General features: G+C 57.4%; 15 protein-coding genes and 3 pseudogenes. 6 read left to right on the plus strand and 12 right to left on the minus strand.

Features of this window, described 5'->3' with window-relative positions; translation table 11 throughout:
* Both BSF44_RS25105 and BSF44_RS25110 read left to right on the plus strand, forming a co-directional pair.
* Window positions 1–1,044: an SDR family oxidoreductase gene (locus tag BSF44_RS25105; RefSeq protein ID WP_095945800.1), complete on the plus strand. Its 1,044-nt coding sequence runs from the start codon at window positions 1–3 to the stop codon at window positions 1,042–1,044.
* A 79-nt stretch (window positions 1,045–1,123) separates the two neighbouring features.
* Complete coding sequence (locus BSF44_RS25110; protein WP_095945801.1) at window positions 1,124–1,666, plus strand: histidine phosphatase family protein; 543 nt, start codon at window positions 1,124–1,126, stop codon at window positions 1,664–1,666.
* Window positions 1,667–1,723: 57 nt separating this feature from the next.
* On the opposite strand, the pseudogene BSF44_RS31190 reads toward BSF44_RS25110, so the two are convergent.
* From BSF44_RS31190 to BSF44_RS25125, 4 genes and pseudogenes are all read right to left on the minus strand, one after another.
* A pseudogene (locus tag BSF44_RS31190) lies at window positions 1,724–1,840 on the minus strand (transposase); the annotation flags it as partial.
* Window positions 1,841–1,965: 125 nt separating this feature from the next.
* Window positions 1,966–2,838, minus strand: coding sequence for an oxaloacetate decarboxylase (locus tag BSF44_RS25115; protein ID WP_095945802.1), 873 nt, complete (start codon window positions 2,836–2,838; stop codon window positions 1,966–1,968).
* 124 nt (window positions 2,839–2,962) lie between these two features.
* The gene (gene dctA / locus BSF44_RS25120; protein ID WP_095945803.1) at window positions 2,963–4,270 is read right to left on the minus strand and encodes a C4-dicarboxylate transporter DctA; all 1,308 of its coding nucleotides are present in this window, start codon (window positions 4,268–4,270) and stop codon (window positions 2,963–2,965) included.
* A 102-nt stretch (window positions 4,271–4,372) separates the two neighbouring features.
* Window positions 4,373–5,542 (minus strand): mandelate racemase/muconate lactonizing enzyme family protein, encoded by a 1,170-nt coding sequence (locus BSF44_RS25125; protein ID WP_095945804.1) that lies wholly within the window; start codon window positions 5,540–5,542, stop codon window positions 4,373–4,375.
* 100 nt (window positions 5,543–5,642) lie between these two features.
* On the opposite strand from BSF44_RS25125, the gene BSF44_RS25130 reads away from it, so the two are divergent.
* The gene (locus BSF44_RS25130) at window positions 5,643–6,518 is read left to right on the plus strand and encodes a LysR family transcriptional regulator (RefSeq protein ID WP_095945805.1); all 876 of its coding nucleotides are present in this window, start codon (window positions 5,643–5,645) and stop codon (window positions 6,516–6,518) included.
* A 147-nt stretch (window positions 6,519–6,665) separates the two neighbouring features.
* Here the strand turns inward: BSF44_RS25130 and BSF44_RS25135 are convergent, their stop codons facing one another.
* The 8 genes and pseudogenes from BSF44_RS25135 to BSF44_RS25170 all read right to left on the minus strand — a co-directional run bounded on the left by BSF44_RS25135 (window position 6,666) and on the right by BSF44_RS25170 (window position 15,248).
* Window positions 6,666–8,078 carry an aldehyde dehydrogenase family protein gene (locus BSF44_RS25135; RefSeq protein ID WP_095945806.1) on the minus strand — a complete coding sequence of 471 codons (1,413 nt, stop codon included), beginning with the start codon at window positions 8,076–8,078 and terminating at the stop codon, window positions 6,666–6,668.
* 5 nt (window positions 8,079–8,083) lie between these two features.
* Window positions 8,084–9,133 (minus strand): homoserine dehydrogenase, encoded by a 1,050-nt coding sequence (locus tag BSF44_RS25140; protein WP_095945807.1) that lies wholly within the window; start codon window positions 9,131–9,133, stop codon window positions 8,084–8,086.
* 170 nt (window positions 9,134–9,303) lie between these two features.
* A pseudogene (locus BSF44_RS30850) lies at window positions 9,304–9,381 on the minus strand (outer membrane lipoprotein carrier protein LolA); the annotation flags it as partial.
* A 201-nt stretch (window positions 9,382–9,582) separates the two neighbouring features.
* On the minus strand, window positions 9,583–10,020 hold the full coding sequence (locus BSF44_RS25150; RefSeq protein WP_008003746.1) for an Lrp/AsnC family transcriptional regulator: 438 nt from the start codon (window positions 10,018–10,020) through the stop codon (window positions 9,583–9,585).
* Between the two features lie 22 nt (window positions 10,021–10,042).
* Window positions 10,043–11,422: a threonine synthase gene (thrC, locus tag BSF44_RS25155; protein ID WP_095945809.1), complete on the minus strand. Its 1,380-nt coding sequence runs from the start codon at window positions 11,420–11,422 to the stop codon at window positions 10,043–10,045.
* Between the two features lie 16 nt (window positions 11,423–11,438).
* Window positions 11,439–12,329, minus strand: a complete 891-nt coding sequence (locus BSF44_RS25160) for a LysR substrate-binding domain-containing protein (protein WP_095945810.1) — start codon at window positions 12,327–12,329, stop codon at window positions 11,439–11,441.
* 60 nt (window positions 12,330–12,389) lie between these two features.
* Entirely contained in the window at window positions 12,390–13,820 is a 1,431-nt protein-coding gene (locus tag BSF44_RS25165) for an amino acid permease (RefSeq protein ID WP_095945811.1), read from the minus strand.
* A 150-nt stretch (window positions 13,821–13,970) separates the two neighbouring features.
* The gene (locus tag BSF44_RS25170) at window positions 13,971–15,248 is read right to left on the minus strand and encodes a cystathionine gamma-synthase family protein (protein WP_095945812.1); all 1,278 of its coding nucleotides are present in this window, start codon (window positions 15,246–15,248) and stop codon (window positions 13,971–13,973) included.
* Window positions 15,249–15,747: 499 nt separating this feature from the next.
* Between BSF44_RS25170 and gabP the strand changes: the two genes are divergently transcribed.
* The 3 genes and pseudogenes from gabP to BSF44_RS25185 all read left to right on the plus strand — a co-directional run.
* Window positions 15,748–17,148 (plus strand): GABA permease, encoded by a 1,401-nt coding sequence (gene gabP / locus BSF44_RS25175; protein ID WP_095945813.1) that lies wholly within the window; start codon window positions 15,748–15,750, stop codon window positions 17,146–17,148.
* A gap of 111 nt (window positions 17,149–17,259) precedes the next feature.
* Complete coding sequence (locus tag BSF44_RS25180) at window positions 17,260–18,375, plus strand: GlxA family transcriptional regulator (protein WP_095945814.1); 1,116 nt, start codon at window positions 17,260–17,262, stop codon at window positions 18,373–18,375.
* Between the two features lie 73 nt (window positions 18,376–18,448).
* Window positions 18,449–19,025 (plus strand): annotated as a pseudogene (locus BSF44_RS25185) (NAD(P)(+) transhydrogenase (Re/Si-specific) subunit alpha); the annotation flags it as partial.

A 19,025-nucleotide genomic window follows, 5' to 3' on the forward strand; every position in this document is an offset into this window, starting at 1 on the left:
ATGCGTAGCGCATTTGTTACTGGAGCAACCGGCTTGCTGGGCAACAACCTGGTGCGTGAATTGGTCGCTCGTGGCTACACGGTCAAAGGCCTGGTCCGCTCAAGAGCCAAAGGTGAACAGCAGTTCAACGATCTGCCGGGGGTGGAGCTGGTCGTGGGGGACATGGCCGATGTCGACGCTTTCGCGGCATCGCTGCAAGGTTGCGATACGGTGTTTCACACCGCGGCGTTCTTTCGCGACAACTACAAGGGTGGCAGCCACTGGAAAGAACTCGAAAAGATCAATGTGTCTGGTACGCGGCACCTGCTTAACCAGGCCTACCGCGCCGGTATACGACGGTTCATCCATACGTCTTCCATTGCCGTGCTCGACGGCGCACCTGGCGCGTCCATCGATGAGACATGCCTGCGGGCCGATGCCGACGCGGATGACTACTACCGCAGCAAGATCCTCGCCGACCGTGTCGTCCTGTCGTTCCTGGAAGCACATCCCGAGATGCATGCCTGCATGGTCCTGCCCGGCTGGATGTGGGGTCCTGCCGACATTGGCCCAACCTCCTCGGGACAATTGGTCAACGATGTCGTGAACGGCAAGTTGCCCGGGCTGATCCCTGGCAGCTTCTCCGTTGTCGATGCCCGTGATGTGGCATGGGCGCTGATTGCTGCCGCCAAACACGGCCGACGAGGTGAGCGCTATCTCGCGGCGGGCCGGCATATGACGATGGGTCAGCTGGTCCCTGTTCTAGGACGTATCGCTGGCGTCAAGACGCCCGTTCGACAACTACCGCTGCCCTTTCTATACACTTTGGCGGCTGTGCAGGAGATCTATGCGCGCCTGACCGGCAAGCCCATTCTGCTAAGCATGGCTACGTTGCGCCTGTTGATACGAGAGGAGGAGCGCACCTGCTTCAACCACCGAAAGAGCGAGCAGGAGCTTGGCCTGAGTTTCCGGGCGCTGGAGCTGACAATTACTGACACCGTGGCGTGGTACCGCGATCACGGCTGGTTTGAAAAGCACAGTGCTGGCACGCGAGGCGTACCTTGAGTTCCCGAGACCGCACTTCCTGGTCATTTACCACACGCCAGAACAAGGACGTAAATTTGTGAACAGGGAAATAATCCTGATGCGTCACGGCCAGCCAAAACTGGCCGCAACCGACAAAATCTCAGCGCTCGAGATGAAAGACTGGATCGAGCAATACAACCGATCCGAAATTACCCACCACCCGGTCCCGCCTGCCAGCATGCAACTCGCCGCAACCGCCACGGTGATTGTTTCAAGCAGCGCGCCTCGTGCGCTGACCTCCGTCCAGGCACTCGGCCTGAAGCCTGCGCTAGTAGACGCACTTTTCTGCGAAGCGCAACTGCCTTGTGGTCATTGGAAACGGCCGCGGCTATCGCCGTTTACCTGGGCATTTATCCTTCGAGTCTTATGGCTGTGCGGTTACTCACGCAACGTCGAATCCGCCGGCACCGCGAGGATGCGCGCCAGTGTGGCAGCCAAACGATTGCACGTCCTTGCCAGCGATGGACCGGTTCTGCTGCTCGGTCATGGCTTCATGAATCGAATGATCGCCAATCAACTGGTAGCCGAAGGATGGGTTCGCCAAAAAGGTACCGGCAACCAGTATTGGAGTGCGACCGTGTTTCGGTACAGCAGTGTGTAAGAGGCGCCAACGGGTCGGCGGAGATGCCTGTTAAATGCAGCAATGCGTTCATCGTCATCCGGGTAAACCGTCTTGGCGATGCAACGGCAGATGGTCGGCGAACCTGGTCATCAAGACGTGGGCTAGCAGACCCGCTGTCGGCAGGCCTTTGTCGATGACGAGCACCGGTACCGGCTCGGGCCGAAGAAAAACTTAACGTCGTGTCCGGGATTAGTTGACCACTACAAGCAGGCTGGGTGAGACGCGGCTGAAGGCCAGGACTGTCTTTTTCATGACGCTTTATTTCACCAGTTTCAAGCTCAATTCGAATCGTGTTCTGACTTCAAGTAGGTCTTTGCCCACTCTCGGTAATTGTCCGAGAGTGTGTACTTTGAAAGCAGCTCTGGAAGGGATAGCTCTGCGCCTTTGAATCCGCTCTGCTCGCGCAATGCCTCGTAACTTGCTTTGATCGCAGCCAAAAATGGGGCATGCCCATTGACCACGATCCGCACATTGGCTGCGCTCAGCTTCTCAACATCGCTCAGTGCAGGGTTTCCATAATTAATCAGCATGATTGGCACTGAAAGATGCGAGGTGTGCGCCTCCAAGTGTTGGAAATCCTTTACTCCGACGAGGCAAATCGCGTCGGCTCCAGCTTTTTGATAGGCCTTGGTGCGTGCAACGGAATCTTCCAAAGTGGTAACGGCCACATTCGTCCTGGCGATGATGCTAAGTGCATCATCTGACCGGGCAAATCGTGCAGCGTAAATCTTGCTCGCGGCCTCCTCCATACTGATGAGCACGTTCGATTGCTCGTCGTACTTGGCCGGTAGGTGGGTGTCTTCTAGCGTAAGCGCGGCAACACCGGCCTTCTGCAGCTCGGTGACTGTTCGCATCACATTGAGCGCATTTCCGAATCCATGGTCAGCGTCCCCAATGATTGGGATTTGGCTGGCGCGACCAACCCTGGAAACTTGCTCTGCATATTCATCGAGAGTGAGCAGCGAGATGTCAGGGGCACCAAGCACTTGAAGCGAGGCGACGGATCCACCCTGGATAGCGACCTCAAAACCAAGGTCAGAAGCCATTCGAACGGAGATCGGATCGAACACGGATGCGGCAAATTTACAGACTGTTCCATGAAGCAAATCACCGAACGCCTTACGTAGTTCGTGATGGGATCGCTCAATCATTTTTTCGGCTCCATCGCAATTCAACTGAGAACTTCGCTTGAATGGTTCTATGTGAACGAGGCATCGAATAGCTACCGGTCATTGCGCCCTATCCGAAGAGGAATGACCGGGTAAGCGATGTTGATTACTTTTGCATTGCTAACGCTCTACGCTCCGCCTTTGCGTTTTTCATCGCGGCGATTTCACGCTCACAGGCTTCTACATCGAACGAGTTGTCCCACTTGGCAATGGCGATGGTGCCGATACCGTTGCCAATCAGGTTGGTAACTGCTCGCGCTTCATTGAGGAACCTGTCGATGCCCAAGAGCAGGACAAGGCCTACCAACGGAATGGAGTGGATGGTTGTAAGTGTTGCCGCAAGGGTTATGAACCCGGCACCCGCCACACCAGCCGAGCCTTTCGACGTCAGCAGGAAAACACCCAACAGAATCATCTGATCCATAAACGTCAGCGGCGTATTGGTTGCCTGTGCGATAAAAATCGCCGCCATGGTGAGGTAAATGCAGGTGCCATCCGCATTGAAGGTGTATCCAGTTGGCAGCACCATGCCAACCACCGACTTCTTGCAGCCCAGCTTTTCAAGTTTCACCATCATTCGCGGAAGCACAGCCTCAGTCGAGCAGGTTCCGAGCGTGATGAGAATCTCGTCCTTGAAGTACCGGAGAAACTGTAATAAAGGCATTCCTGACCATCGGGCAACCGTTCCAAGCACCACCACAATGAAGATCAGGGTGGTGACGTAGAGCGCAATCAGCAACTGGCCGAGCGACAGTAGCGTACCGATCCCGTACTTGCCGATAGTGAATGCCATACCGGCACCGGCACCAAGTGGAGCCAGCCGCATGACCATTGCCACGATTTTGAACAGCCCTTGCAGGAACAGGTCGATCGTATTGATCAGCGGTTTGCTGGTTTCCCCCATTTGAACCAGGGCAACCCCCATCAAGACCGAAAGCAGGATGACCTGGAGCATGACGCCATTCGAAAACGCGCCGACAAAAGTTTGAGGGATGATGTTCATGAAAAAATCGACGGTGCCACCCTGCTCACTGGCAGCTTGGCTGTACTTGGCGATGGCACTGCCATCCAGTGCGTCAACATTGATGTTCATCCCAACGCCTGGCTTTACGACGTTAACCACAACAAGGCCGATGACCAGGGCGATGGTTGAAAGAATCTCGAAGTAGAGCAGCGATTTAACGCCAATTCTCCCTACCTCTTTGATGCTGCCCATCTTGGCGATACCGACAACCACGGTGCCAAAAATAATAGGGGCCAACAGCATTTTGATGAGTCTGATAAAGCCGTCTGCAAAAGGTTGAAGCTTGGCTCCGAATTGCGGTTCGAAGTGACCAATCGCTGCACCGATTACGATACCGATCAGCACCTGCACATACAGCTGGCTGTACCAGCGAGTCTTGGAGATTTCCACGGAAGCACCTCATTTTATTTTTGTGATGGGCATGTGGCGTAACGTCAGTGGGTGACGCCTGATAACTGCGGCCTCTTGAAAAAGACCGCAGTTCGAGGGCTATCAGCCTTCGCCCAGCTCACGCATCACTGCGTACAAGGCTGACTTGGCTTCGAAGCCGACACCTGGAATATCCGGCAGACCGACATAGCCGTTTTCCACACGAATCCCGTCAGCGAAACCGCCGAAAGGCTGGAACACGTCCGGGTACGATTCGTTACCGCCCAGGTGCAGGCCCGCTGCGATATTCAGGGACATCTGGTGGCCACCATGCGGAACTACGCGGCGGGAAGACCAACCCATTTCTTCCATCACTTTCAGGGTACGCATGTACTCGACGAGTCCGTATGACAGGGCGCAGTCGAACTGAAGGTAATCGCGATCAGGGCGCATACCACCGTGGCGTAGCAGGTTACGAGCATCCTGATGGGAGAACAGGTTTTCACCAGTAGCCATGGGCAGTTCATAGTGGTTTGCAAGCTCAGCCTGCAGTTCATAGTCCAGCGGATCGCCAACTTCTTCGTACCAGAAGAGGTTGTACTTTTTGATGGCTTCAGCGTACGCAATACCTGTCTTCAGATCGAAGCGGCCATTGGCATCGACAGCCAGTCGACGACCATCACCGACCACTTCAAGTACCGCTTCGATGCGACGGATATCTTCGTCCAGAGGAACCGCACCGATCTTCATCTTGACGACGTCGTAGCCACGATCCAGATAGCTCTGCATTTCTGCTTTGAGCTTGGTCTGGTCTTTGCCAGGGTAGTAATAGCCCCCCGCGGCGTAGACCCAAACCTTGTCATCTGCCACGCCGCCACGGTAACGGTCGGCCAGCAGGCGATACAGGGGCTTGCCTTCAATCTTCGCAACGGCATCCCACACAGCCATATCAATGGTACCGACTGCGACTGAGCGCTCGCCGTGGCCACCTGGCTTTTCGTTGGTCATCAAGGTTTTCCAGATGGCGAACGGATCCAGGTTGTTGTTCTCATGATCGACGAGAGTATCTGGGTCAGCTTCCGTGATACGCGCCAAGAAGCGATCACGCATCAGTGCGCCCTGACCATAGCGACCGTTGGAGTTGAAGCCGTAGCCGATGACAGGTTTACCGTCGCGAATTACATCCGTGACGACAGCGACAACCGAGCAGGTCATTTTCGAAAAATCGATGTAGGCATTGGCGATTGGAGAAGCGATAGAGACGGTTTTTTCACGGATGTCTACGATACGCATGACGGGTTCCTCTTGTTGTTGGTGGCCCCCACGTTATGCTTTGCGATGACACCCGCCCAATGCTATTAATGCCGCGCCCTATGCACAGGAGGCATTGCCCTTGGAACTCGTCTGGCTTGAAGATTTTTCAGCGCTTGCGGAATACGGCAGCTTTGTTCGTGCCGCTGAAGCGCGCCACGTCACTCAGCCGGCCTTCAGCCGCAGAGTCCGTTCACTGGAGAATTGGATGGGCGTGGAGTTGTTTGTGCGAACGCCTCAGGGAGCAACTCTGACCGAGGCTGGAAGGCAGATTTTGCCCAGTGCTCAGGAGGCTGCACGACGCTTGTACAGGATGCGCACAGAGGCACAGGAGGTGGCTGGGATGGCCGCCAAAACGCTGCAATTCGCAGCCACCCACTCCCTGTCATTCACCTTCTTCCCGAGATGGCTGAGAAATACGGAAAATGGCGCCCCGATAGATGCTGTACGACTGCACTCAGATAGCATGGCTGTTTGTGAGCAGATGCTGATTCACGGCCAGGTTCAGTTCCTGCTTTGCCATCGCCATCCTGACGTCCCCCCCTTGCTAGCCCCTGATCAGTTCATTGGGAAGAAAGTTGGAGAGGATGTACTCGTGCCATTGGCGAGTGCCTCTGCCAATTTTGGTACCTCACCAGAAACACTGCCCTACTTGGCATACACCCACGAATCGGGTCTAGGCCGCATCGTCGCTCACCGACTCCACGGCAAGGAAGACTACCTTAACCTCAAGCCTCTTTTTAGTAGCCACCTTGCAGCAGTGCTGATGTCCATGGCCTTGGAAAGCAAGGGAGTTGCGTGGTTACCCAAAAGCCTGACAGAACAAGAAATGGCTGACGGTCGGCTTGTCAGGGCGCTCGACGAAAGCTGGGATATTCCCTTGGAGATTCATCTCACGCGTCCCACGGCCCCAATCAGCCCCTCTGCCGAAGAATTCTGGGCCAAGCTGGGCGACTAGATCCATTTGGCTGCCTCCAGTTTTCATTTACCAAAGGCGTTCTGGGGCCGAAGAAATTCCAATACGTCACGATTCGTGAAGTGTTTGATCACTGAATCGCCATTGTTTGAAGCTAGTAACCTGATTTCGCTCGTGGCCGCGAATCGACTAACCCAACGTGTTAAGGCACACCACCTTGGGTTGGGTCATTTCCTCATAGGCAAAACGCACCCCTTCCCGGCCCAGGCTACCGTACTTGGAACCGCCAAACGGCATCGCATCGAAGCGGTAGTCGGAGGAGTCGTTGATCATCACACCCCCGGCTTCGATCCTCCGTGCGGCGCTCATCGCGGTTGCCAGATCATTGGTGAAGATCCCGGCATGCAGGCTGTATTCAGGTTCATTGGCCAACGCGATGGCTTCATCGAAGGTTTCGAAAAGCTGCAGTACCACCACCGGAGCGAAGACCTCATTGCGCCAGAGTCGACTGGCGTGATCGACGTTTTCCAACACGGTGGCGGCGTAGCACGATCCTGCACGCCGATGGCCGCAGAGCAACGTGGCGCCCTCTTGCAAGGCCTCGTTCACCACTTGCTCGGCATTCTGCGCGGCTTGCGCAGTAATCATGGGGCCGATATCGGTGTCGGCCAGCAATGGATCGCCGACCACAAGCGCACGGGCCTGACTGACAAAACGCTCCCGGAACGCTTCATAAATCGACGCCTGAATCAGCAAGCGCTGAGTGCCTACGCAGTTCTGCCCCGCGGCCCAAAAGGCTCCGGACACGCAACTCTCGACAGCCGCCTCAAGGTCACAGTCGCCCATGACGATGACCGGCGCATTGCCGCCCAGGTCCATGGTCAGTTTCTTCAACCCGGCCGTGCGGGCGATCTGCTCTGCGGTGACGAAACCGCCGGTGAAGGAAATCATCCGCACCTCACGGGCGGCGACCAACGCCTTGCCCAGTTCCGCGCCTCCGGTGGCGACGGTGACCACTGATTCAGGCAAGCCTGCCGCGACCAGATAAGACACCAGTTTAATGGCCGACAATGGCGCAAGCTCGGAGGGTTTGAGAATCACCGCGTTACCGCCGGCAATGGCCGGGCCGAGTTTATGCGCCACCAGGTTCAACGGATCGTTGTACGGCGTGATCGCAACGATCAGACCCAGAGGCTCACGGGAAAACCAGCCCTGACGCGATTCGGAACCTTCATAAGCGTCGAAAGGCACCACCTCCCCGGCATTGCGCCTGGCCTCCTCGGCCGACAGCTTGAGGGTGTTGACGCAGCGTTTGACCTCCTTTTGTGCCTGTTTGAGGGTCTTCCCGGCCTCGTCGACGATCAGCCTGGCAAACACGCCGGCATCACGTTCGATGTCGATTGCGGCTTGCTCAAGAATGCGAGCCCGACGATGACGTGCCAACGCGGCGCACGCTCGTGCACCACTGCGTCCTGTCTCCAACAACTGCGGAACTTGCGAGGCACAGACATTCGTTACACTGCCGATGACGGAACCGTCATAGGCGTTAAAGACTTCAATGGGCGGCTCCACGATATCCAGAACCAGGCGCGATAATTTCACAGGGTTTACTCCTGGTTGCGGGCAATGGATTGATGGATGCTGATGATGTCCGAGAGCAGCGCAAACGCTGTTTCCGTGCGCCCTGCTCCCGGCCCTGAAACTGTTACTGCACCGAGCAGTTCGGAAGTAAACGACACCGCGTTGGTTGCGCCGCCAACACTGGCCAGTGGATGGTCGTTGTTCAACAGCCGCGGTTCGACACCGGCACTGATCGAGCCGTCGGCGTGGCGCATCGCCGACCCGATCAGCTTCCAGCGAGCACCGTCCTGCCGGGCTTTTTCGATATCGCCAAGGCTGAGGGACGAAATGCCGCTGCACGTGACGTCGCTGACCGTCAGCTTCGCGTCCAGCAGTTCATTCGCCAGGATCACCACCTTGAGGCGTACGTCATGCCCCTCGACATCCGCTGTCGGGTCGGCTTCGGCATAACCCAGCGCCTGAGCCTTGGCAACGGCCTCGGCAAACCCCAGGCCGCCTTCCATGCTGGTGAGCACGAAGTTGGACGTGCCGTTTAAAATGCCTTCAAAACCGACAATGGAGCTGCCTGCCAGCGCCTGCCGGGCCAGGCGGATAACCGGCGTGCCGCTCATGACCGAGCCTTCGTATTCAAAGGCGACATGCTTGCGTCGAGCCAGTGCCTTGAGCTCGGCGCCGTGCAAGGCGATCGGGCCCTTGTTGGTGGTGACGACATGCTGGCCGCCCTCCAGCGCCCAACGACAGAACGTCGTCGCCGGTTCTCCGTCCACCGGGTTGGTGAAGGTGGCTTCAACAATAATGTCCGCACCGGAATCCTTGATCACCGCTTCATTGAGGGCTGTGACGTCGCCACCCGACAGTTGCGCCAATGCACCTTTGACTGCCGGCAATTGGGCGAGCGCATTGGCATCCAGCCCTTCGCGGCCAATCACCGAGCCAAGAAACAAGTCAGTCACACCGACGATTTTCAGGGTGAAACCCAGTTCTGTTTTCCACTGTTCGTTACGATCGGCAATCAGCTGAGCCAATGCCCGGTTAACACCACCAAAGCCAACCAGCGCCAATTTGTATTCAGTCATTTTGTTATGCCCTTGATCCGGGGGATGGGTTGTTGGGCACTAGGTTAGGGCTGGGCCCAAGGCAGTGAAATAGGCCAATTTGCTCTATTTTGTGGGCGTTTTGACCAGTGTCTGGGCAAAGCTTCAGAATCGGGTAGGAGGCGGACCAATCTTGACCACCACATCCCCCCTGTAGGAGCGAGCTTGCTCGCGAAAAACCGGAGAACGCCGCGGGGTGTCAGGCTTTCAGCGTTATCGTTGACGACCATCGCGAGCAAGCTCGCTCCTACAGGTTTTGGGCCTATAGATAGGGCCTGTTTAACATCTGTCAGTGTTACTCGATGAAAGCTACAACGCCTTGCGTCGTTGCCTACAGGTACGCCAGAGTCCGCCGGCTTGTGCGCCCTGGAAGCCATCGGGCGCACGCAAAAAAGCCAACACACGTTGGCTTTTAGCGGTACGAAAAATGGCTACACGACAGACGACAGCACAAAGGAGGTCACGGTATTTTCCACTCCGGGCAACGCGGCAATTTCAGTCCAGACCTTGTGTACCCGCTGCGGGCTCGCAGCGCCCACCCGCAGCATCAGGTCGAACTCGCCGCTCATGACATCGCACTGGATGACTTCCGGAATGGCCCGCAACGCTTGCAGCACTTCCGCACCCCGCATCCGGTCGTAGCGGTAGACGAAAATCACCGCGTTGATGTTCGACGTGGCTTGTCGCCCCTCCCCCGTGCGTACCGTATATCCCTGTATGACCCCGTCGCGCTCGAGTCTTTCTATACGTTGGCGCACCGCATTGCGTGACAGATTGACCTTGGCCGCCAGCTCGGCGTGTGCAGCCCTGGCATTGAGCTGTAGTTCAGCGATGATGTGTTCATCGAGAGGGTCCAGAATTCGCTTCACTTGGCCTCCTGTTGTCGCGCCTTCACAGCGCGCCGAGCAGCTCATGGATGGTATCGAGGTCGTCCGGTTGAATCCGGTAAACCTGCGCCTGTCCTTGCATCGCGACCTCAGGGTGCAGCCCCGCCACACTGATGCCCAACTCGCCAAGCAGTGCCGCCGACTTGACCGGTGAGATTTCCCCCAGGGTCACCATGGGCGCCACCAGGCTTCGCCGATACAACCTGGCGGCCAGCACGCCAGTGGCCGTGTGCGGATCGATGGCGTATCCCGTGTCGCGATACAGCGAAGTGATTTCCGTCAGCGTCTGCTCATCACTGACCGCATAGGAGTCGATGATCATCCGCGCCTGCAACCAGAACTCGTTGGCGATGACCATCTCGCCGCTGGACTCGAACCCCTCCATCAGCGCACACACCGCCTGGTCGTCATGCCCGTAGAGCTCCCAAAGGAAGCGTTCCAGATTGGAAAAGATCGACAGGTCCATGGCAGGCGAAAGCGTCTTGTTGGCGCGTGACCTGCTGTAGTGGTTCTTCTGGAACAACTGATGCAACGCGTCGTTCTGGTTGGTCGCAACAATCATCTGGGTGATCGGCAGGCCCATTTTTTGCGCGATGTAGCCGGCATACACCTCGGCAAAACTCGCCGCCGGTACGCTGAAACCAATCGGTCGCTGGCCGCCTCCCAATTGCAACACGGCGTGGAAGTAGAACACCAGTTGCGCCAACACACTGACCCAGTTACTGGAGTTGAAACTGATCGCCTCGTGCTGCGTATTCGGCCATTGTCGGAACAGCCGGGTGACGATGGTCTGGCACTCGTCGAAGCTGCCATTCACTGCAAACTGATGAACCCTTGGGTGCGCCGCTGCTTGCAGATGCTGGAGTTGGTCCAGGGGTACGCCCTTCTCTGGGTAAAACACCACCACAGAGGTGTCCTCGCAGTGCTTGAACGCCTCGATGGCCGCCAGCCCGGTATCGCCGTTGGTGGCACCGATCACCACCCCGCGACGCCCGCGCTTGCGCAGAAAATACGGCACCAGCCGCGCCTGCAACTGCGCGGCGAAATCTTTCGAGGAGCGAGTCGGTCCGTGGAACAGCTCCAGCACCCACTCGTTACGATCGACCTGATGCAAAGGTGCAAGGGATCGATGGCGGAATTGGCTGCCCGCCTCTTTGAGCAGGCGCTTGAGGTCTGTTTCGCAGATCGCCTCCCCCACGAACGGACTGATCACCCTGTAGGCCAGTTCGTCATAGGGCAAGGTCGACCAGTTGGCGATGTCCTGCGCTTCAAACAGCGGCAGTTCCAGCGGTACGAACAGCCCTCCGTCCTGGGCAATGCCAGACAATACGACCTGTTCGAAGTCGACCTGCACGGCCGAATTTCGGGTACTCACATAACGCATGGTTGGCTCCGGCCATTCATTTGAAACGATGTGCCTGCTCGACCAGCCAGGTGGAAAACATCACCGCGTCGGGGTGCTGCTCGGCCCCGGAACCGCGCACAAGGTAAAAAGACTCGCTGGCTTCGATACGCTGAGTAAAGGGTTCGACCAATCGTCCATCCTGAAGCATCTCCTCCACCATCGAGGACCGCGCCAAGGCGATCCCCTGCCCTAACTCGGCCATGCGCAAAGTGGAAATCAATGTGTCGAACTGCATGCCGGTCGAGGAGTCGACGCTGTCCGCTCCGACCATGTTCAACCAGTAACCCCAACCCTCTTCGTAACCCAGGACATGCAACAGCGGATGGTGCGACACGTCCGCCGGGACCGTCAGCGGCGACCTTGCCATCAGGTCCGGCGAGCAGACCGGGAACAACGTGTCCCAGGTCAGGCGCTGCGACACCAGGCCGGGCCATTGACCGTGGCCCCAGCGAATCTCCATGTCATCTTCACCGTCCAGCTCCTTGACCCAGATATTGCTGATGTAGCGAATATCGACATGCGGATGCGCCTGGCTGAACCCCGCCAGCTTGGGTGCCAGCCAGTGCACGAAGAACGCCAGGCTGCCACGCACCTTGATCGGTCGACGTTTGTGCTGACCAAAAATCTCGTTGGTCCCCACGGCCAGTCGCGTGATCGCATCCTGCACCACCGGCAGATAAGCCTGGCCTTCCTCGGTCAGTCCCAAGCCACGGGGCAAGCGCTTGAACAGTGCCACTCCAAGGTGGCTTTCCAGTTGGCGGATCTGTTGACTGACGGCGCCCTGGGTCAAAAACAGTTCTTCGGCGGCATGGGTGAAGTTCAAGCAGCGGGCAGACACCTCGAATGCCCGTAGCCAGTTCAATGGGGGTAGCGTCTTTTGCTTCATGACTTGAACCTCTTGGACGCCCCCTCCACCGAGCACGCTTGCCCATCCCGTCGACGCTGACTAGAACGCATCGGACGGTTGTGCCAAGGGGGCAACCGACAAGCGTCGCTCGCGGCTTTTGCGGGTAATGTAATACACGAAATAGCACCAGGCGATGAAGGGCAAACCGAAGTACAACGCCACTCGCTGCTCCGGATCGAACGCAATCCCGATACACGCCAGACTGCAGCAGACCAGCGCTCCCAACGGCACCCATGGATAACCCCGGACACGGAATTTCAAGTCGCGGATGTCACCGCCGTTGGCCACATAGTGACGGCGGAAAGCAATCTGGCTTGCGGCGATGCTCATCCAGACCACCACCACCGCCAATCCGGAGATCGACACCAGCGCCAGATAGATGGTGTCGGCGGCAAATACACTGCTGAGCAACGAGGCAGCCCCGCCCGCCATGCTGATGATAATCGCGTTGAGCGGCGTGCCCATACGCGTCAGTACCGAGAATCGCTTGGGCAGGTGACCCTGGTCACTCAGCGTCCAGATCATCCGTGACGCGGCATACAGACCGGAGTTGGCGGCCGACAGCAAGGCACTGATGATCACGAAATTCATGATGTCTGCCGAATAGGGAATTCCGATGTAGGTAAACACAGTCACGAATGGACTCTCTACCAGGCCGGCCTGCTCTCGAGGCAATAGTGTTGCCAGGACAAAAATGGTCCCCACGAAAAAGATCGCCAGGCGCAGCACCGTCGTGCGGATGGCACGCGGCACGTTGCGCTGCGGGTCCTTGGTTTCCCCCGCGGCAATACCGATCAACTCAGTGCCGGAGAACGCAAAAGACACCGCCAATAACGTCATGGCGATCGGCATGACGCCGGTAGGAAAAAGTCCTTCGCGAGTGAAGTTGCTCAATCCGATACTGTGGCTCTGATCGATGTGCAGCAAACCGAGAATCGCGCCACCGCCAATCATCAAAAACACGATGACGGTCACCACTTTAACCAGAGACAACCAGAACTCGGTTTCAGCGAACAAGCGCACCGAAATCACATTGGTCACAAACACCAGGCCGGCAAATAACGCACTCCAGATCCATACCGGTGTTTCCGGGAACCAACGCACCATCAAGATACCGGCGGCGGTGAATTCAGAACCGATGGCCACCGTCCAGGTCAGCCAATACAGCCAGGCGACGGTATACCCGGTACCAGGCCCCAGAAAGCGGGTGGCATAGGTACTGAACGAACCGGTTTCCGGCATCTGTACCGCCAGTTCGCCCAGGCACATCATGACCATGTAAACCATGAGCGCGCCAATGATGTAAGCGATCACCGCTCCCAGAGGACCGGCTTGGTTAACCGTATATCCAGACGTGAGAAACAGCCCGGTACCGATGACGCCACCTAATGCCAACATGACAATATGCCGTGTTTGCATTTCCTGTTTAAAACCGGAACGCGAATGAAGTTGTTCTTCTTTTATGGACATGGTTGTTCTCATGAAAGTTATTAGGGCGCGAATTAACGTCTGCGATGACTGACTGGGCAGAGAAAAAACAGATCGCCACTAAGTTTTATTATTATTCCACTTCATGAACGCCCCACTCACATCCTTGCAGTGAGGTTTAACGCTAACGCTTCAGTTTGCAGCTTCGGCGCAACTTTCATCGATTGAAAATTGCGTGTTTGATGGTGCGGGTGCGTTGCCCGTCTCCCTGACAAATGCGAACGCCTGTTTCAGGTCGTCGAGCAGATCGTCGGTGTCTTCGATGCCGACAGAGATCCGCACCAGCCCCTCTGAAATACCCAGAGCCAGGCGTTCCTCCAGCGTGTTCTCGACATGGCTGGTGGTGCGGGCCGGACCGTAGATGGTTTCCACCGCACCGAGATTGCCCGCGCAGTGGGCGAATCGCAGTCGTGGCAAGAGCACTTTGACCGTGTCCATGCCGCCCGCCACGACAAAGCTGACGATGGCACCGAAGCCGGACATTTGCGCGCACGCCACCGCATGATTCGGATGGCCGGGTAAACCGGGATAATTGACCGACTCCACCAAGGGTTCGACGCAGAGGTACTCGGCCAGCGCGCGGGCACTGCGTTGCTGCTGACGCATGCGCAGCACCAGGGTTTTCATGCCGCGAATGATCATGTAGGCGGAGAACGGGTCGAGCGTCGCACCGTTGATTTCCCGGTAATGACGCACCTTGGCCATCAGTGATTCACTACCGCACACCAGGCCGCCAAGCACATCGCCGTGGCCGCTGAGAAACTTGGTGGCACTGTGAATGACCACGTCCACACCCAGCGCCAGCGGGTTCTGATTCAATGGCGTGGCGAAGGTGTTATCCGCCACCACAATGGCGCCGACGCGCTTGGCTGCAGCCACCAGACGCTCGATATCGAGTATTTTCAGCGTCGGGTTGGTTGGCGTTTCCAGATACACCAATTGGCAACCCTTGGCGATTTCGCATTCGATTTCTTCGTGATCGAACGTCTCGCACAACGTCACGTTCACACCGGTGCGAGGCAGAAACTCTTCGAAAATCTTGTTGGTGCCGCCATAGCTGTCCCTGGTCGAGACCACCCGATCGCCATGGGCCAGGAAGGTGTAGAGCACGCTGCTGATCGCCGCCATCCCGCTGCTGAAAGCCACGGCCGATTCGGCCAGTTCCAACTCGCGAATCTTTGCCTCGAGGGTCTCGACTGTCGGGTTGCTCATGCGGCTGTAAATAAAGCCGGGCGCCTTGCCCAACGCAACGTCGTACCAGACATCGATGTCGTCATAACCATAGGCGGCACTGACCACGATGGGGGTTTGAGTGGCGTTGTAGGGATGCCTGACCTGCTCCCCGCCCCACACGGCACGGGTTCCCGCACCTGCATTAACAAACCCTGCGTTGTCTGGTTTTTTATTCATAAAGACTACTCGCACTGAGGGTGGCGAATGTTGAGTCACTCACCGGATCTGGTGGCCAATATAGTGAAATGCAGCGCCGCCGAGAAACGATGTTATCGGTGCCAAAGGGGCGCTTTTTTTAATGGCTGTGATGGCGCGGATTCAGGTCAGTCGCGGCAGCGAAACGATCTCTTTCAGGAGCGACATCGGCATTCAATACTCCGATAACGTGAATTTTTCCCTGGTCGCGCGCGCCTGCCGCCCCCCCGGCCTCAACGGCGAGTGCAAAGTTTCCCGTGTCGATATCAGGCACGGAGGTGGCGCGATCAGGTATCTGGATTGTCGGACAAGCCGGGTAAGGTGGCGCAACTTTTCACTGCGGTGGCCACATCGCGGTGACAGAGCTTCTAGAACAGTAGCGTTGAGGACTGTCGCTTTCAGGAGGGGCAACAGCAAGCCCCCATGATCGCCTACCCCTCACTCAGAACGCTTGAATGTCGATCGCCAAAGAGTAAAAAAAATGATCAGCCCGAGCTCCAAGGATTCGAGTGGCCAATTGGCGCAGGGCTTCAAGCCTCGTCACGTCACAATGCTGTCAATCGCCGGTATCATCGGCGCCGGTTTGTTCGTTGGCTCAGGACATGCCATTGCAGCTGCCGGGCCGGCCGTCCTGCTGGCCTATCTCTTCTCCGGCCTGCTCGTCGTTCTGGTCATGCGCATGCTCGGTGAAATGGCGGTGGCCAACCCGGACACCGGTTCGTTCTCCACCTATGCCGATCAGGCCATCGGACGTTGGGCGGGCTTTACCATCGGTTGGCTGTACTGGTGGTTCTGGGTGCTGGTGATTCCTATCGAAGCACTGGCCGCCGGCCATGTGTTGAACCAGTGGTTTCCCCAGATCGATGCCTGGCTGTTCGCCCTGGTGTCGATCATTGCGTTGGTGATCACCAATCTGTTCAGTGTCTCCAAGTACGGTGAATTCGAGTTCTGGTTCGCCATGGCCAAGGTGGTGGCGATCATCGGTTTCATCGGCGTGGGTTTTGCCGTGCTGATGGGCTGGATACCCGATCGGGAGGTCAGCGGACTGAGCGGACTGATGGCCGAACACGGCGGGTTCGCCCCCAACGGCCTGTCGGCGGTAGTCGGCGCGTTCATCACCATCATGTTCAGCTTCATTGGTACCGAAGCGGTCACCATCGCCGCCGCCGAATCCGACAACCCGTCGCAGAACATTGCCAAGGCCACGCGTTCGGTGATCTGGCGCATCGGCGTGTTCTACCTGTTGTCGATTTTCGTGGTCATCTCCGTGGTGCCCTGGAATGATCCTCTGTTGGCCTCGGTAGGTTCCTATCAACGGGCCCTGGAAATCATGAACATTCCCCACGCCAAGTTCATGGTGGACGTCGTAGTACTGATCGCCGTGGCCAGTTGCATGAACTCCTCGATCTACATTGCCTCGCGCATGCTGTACTCGCTGGGCCGTCGGGGCGATGCGCCGAAGGCGCTGAAGGCGACCTCCTCTGAAGGCGTGCCGCGGGCAGCCGTCATCGCCAGCACCGTGCTGGGAGCAGCGATCACCGTGTGGAGCTATTTCATGCCCGCCGGGCTGTTTGACTTCCTGCTGGCCAGCTCCGGTGCGATTGCCTTGCTGGTGTACCTGGCCATTGCGGTGTCGCAGCTGCGGATGCGCCGGATGCTACGTCGGCGGAATGTCGAACTGGCCTTTCGCATGTGGCTGTTCCCGTGGCTCACCTGGCTGGTGATCGCGTTCATTTGCGCAGCGTTGGCGGTGATGATGATCACCCCGGAACACCGTAGCGAAGTGAGCTCGACCATTGGCCTGGCGCTGGCAATTTCCTTTATCGGTCTGGTGACATCGCGTCAACCTGCGCGGGATGCAAGGGCGACGTCGGTGGGATAAAAACAGGGCGGTAGTTGCGCCGAACCTGATACCCCCACGCGCCAAGGCTGGGGGTATTGCAAGCTCCTGTGTCTCAGTCCGTAATTGCTCTTTGTGAGGGCATGACCCCCGATGTCATCGAACTCCACCGTTTCCGACGGTACCCCTACAAAATCAGTTGGTTTTCTGCTGCTGGATAAATTCACGTTGATTTCCCTGGCGTCAGCCGTAGAGCCTCTGCGCATGGCCAATCAGTTGTCGGGACAAGAACTGTATCGCTGGCATACGTTCAGCCCCGGTGGAGAGGCGGTCTGGGCCAGTGATGGCGTACCGATCACTCCGGATGCTTCGTGGAACAATCCGTTGGTGGCGGACACTGTAATCGTGTGCGGTGGCGTTGGAATCCAGAACGTGATTACCCGCGAGCACATTACCTGGCTGCAAGCCCTTGCGCGTAAATCCAGGCGGCTGGGAGGCGTGTGCACGGGCAGTTGGGCACTGGCCAAGGCCGGGCTGCTCGACGGTTATGAATGCAGTGTGCATTGGGAGTTTCTGGCCGCCATGCAGGAAGCTTTTCCGCGAGTCAGCGTCAGTTCGAGTCTGTTCACCCTTGACCGAAACCGCTTCACCAGTTCCGGCGGAACGGCCCCTATGGACATGATGTTGCACCTGATCGGTCGCGACCATGGTCGTGAATTATCGGCTGCCATTTCGGAAATGTTTGTCTACGAGCGCATACGCAACGAACAGGACCATCAGCGCGTTCCGCTCAAGCACGTGTTGGGAACTCACCAGCCCAAGCTGCAGGAGATCGTTGCGTTGATGGAGGCCAACCTCGAGGAACCGCTCGACCTGGATAACCTTGCACAATACGTTGATCTGTCACGTCGACAACTAGAGCGGCTATTTCAGAAATACCTTCACTGTACGCCGTCACGCTACTACTTGAGGTTACGTCTTGTTCGAGCGCGACAACTGCTCAAGCAAACATCACTGTCGATCATTGAGTTGGCGTATGTCTGCGGTTTCGTGTCCACACCCCACTTTTCCAAATGCTACCGCGAGTACTTTGGTGTTCCACCGAGCGACGAGCGTTCCGGCTCTGAAATGAGTCGCAAACCGGCAACGCTCGCGACTGCGCAGCAGTCATCGACCAGACCGCTGACAGCGCTCGACCAGGCTCGAAACGAATCGACTTTTGCCAGTGTTCGAATGATTGATCGTTCCGATTTGGCGCAATCGTGCTGATCGGCCGTCCTTGCCACCCCCATTCATCCGTAGTGCCTGGGTTTACTCAACAAGATCACGCAGGAGATTTGACGTGCACATTGGTGTTCCTCTCGAAACCCAGACCGGTGAAACACGGGTTGCTGCAACCCCGGAAACCATCAAGAAGCTGATCGGCCAGGGCCATAAGGTCACTGTACAAAGCGGCGCCGGCATTAATGCCAGCGTTGTCGACAGTGCCTATGAAGCGGCCGGCGCAAGCATTGGCAGCGCCAACGATGCGTTTGGTGCAGAGCTGATTTTGAAGGTGGTCGCGCCCAGCGACAGCGAGCTGGCGCTGATCAAGAGCGGCACCGTTGTGGTGGGCATGCTCAATCCGTTCAGCAATGAAACCATCGCCAAAATGGCCGAATGCGGCATTACCGCCTTTGCCCTGGAAGCCGCGCCTCGCACCTCCCGCGCTCAGAGCCTCGATGTGCTGTCCTCGCAAGCCAACATCGCCGGCTATAAAGCCGTGTTGCTGGCCGCTCACCACTATCCGCGTTTCATGCCGATGCTGATGACCGCTGCGGGCACCGTGAAAGCGGCGCGCGTGCTGATCCTTGGTGCCGGTGTGGCCGGCTTGCAGGCGATCGCTACGGCGAAACGCCTGGGTGCAGTGATCGAAGCGT

The organism is Pseudomonas sp. ACN8, from assembly GCF_002303925.1.
Lineage (GTDB): Bacteria > Pseudomonadota > Gammaproteobacteria > Pseudomonadales > Pseudomonadaceae > Aquipseudomonas.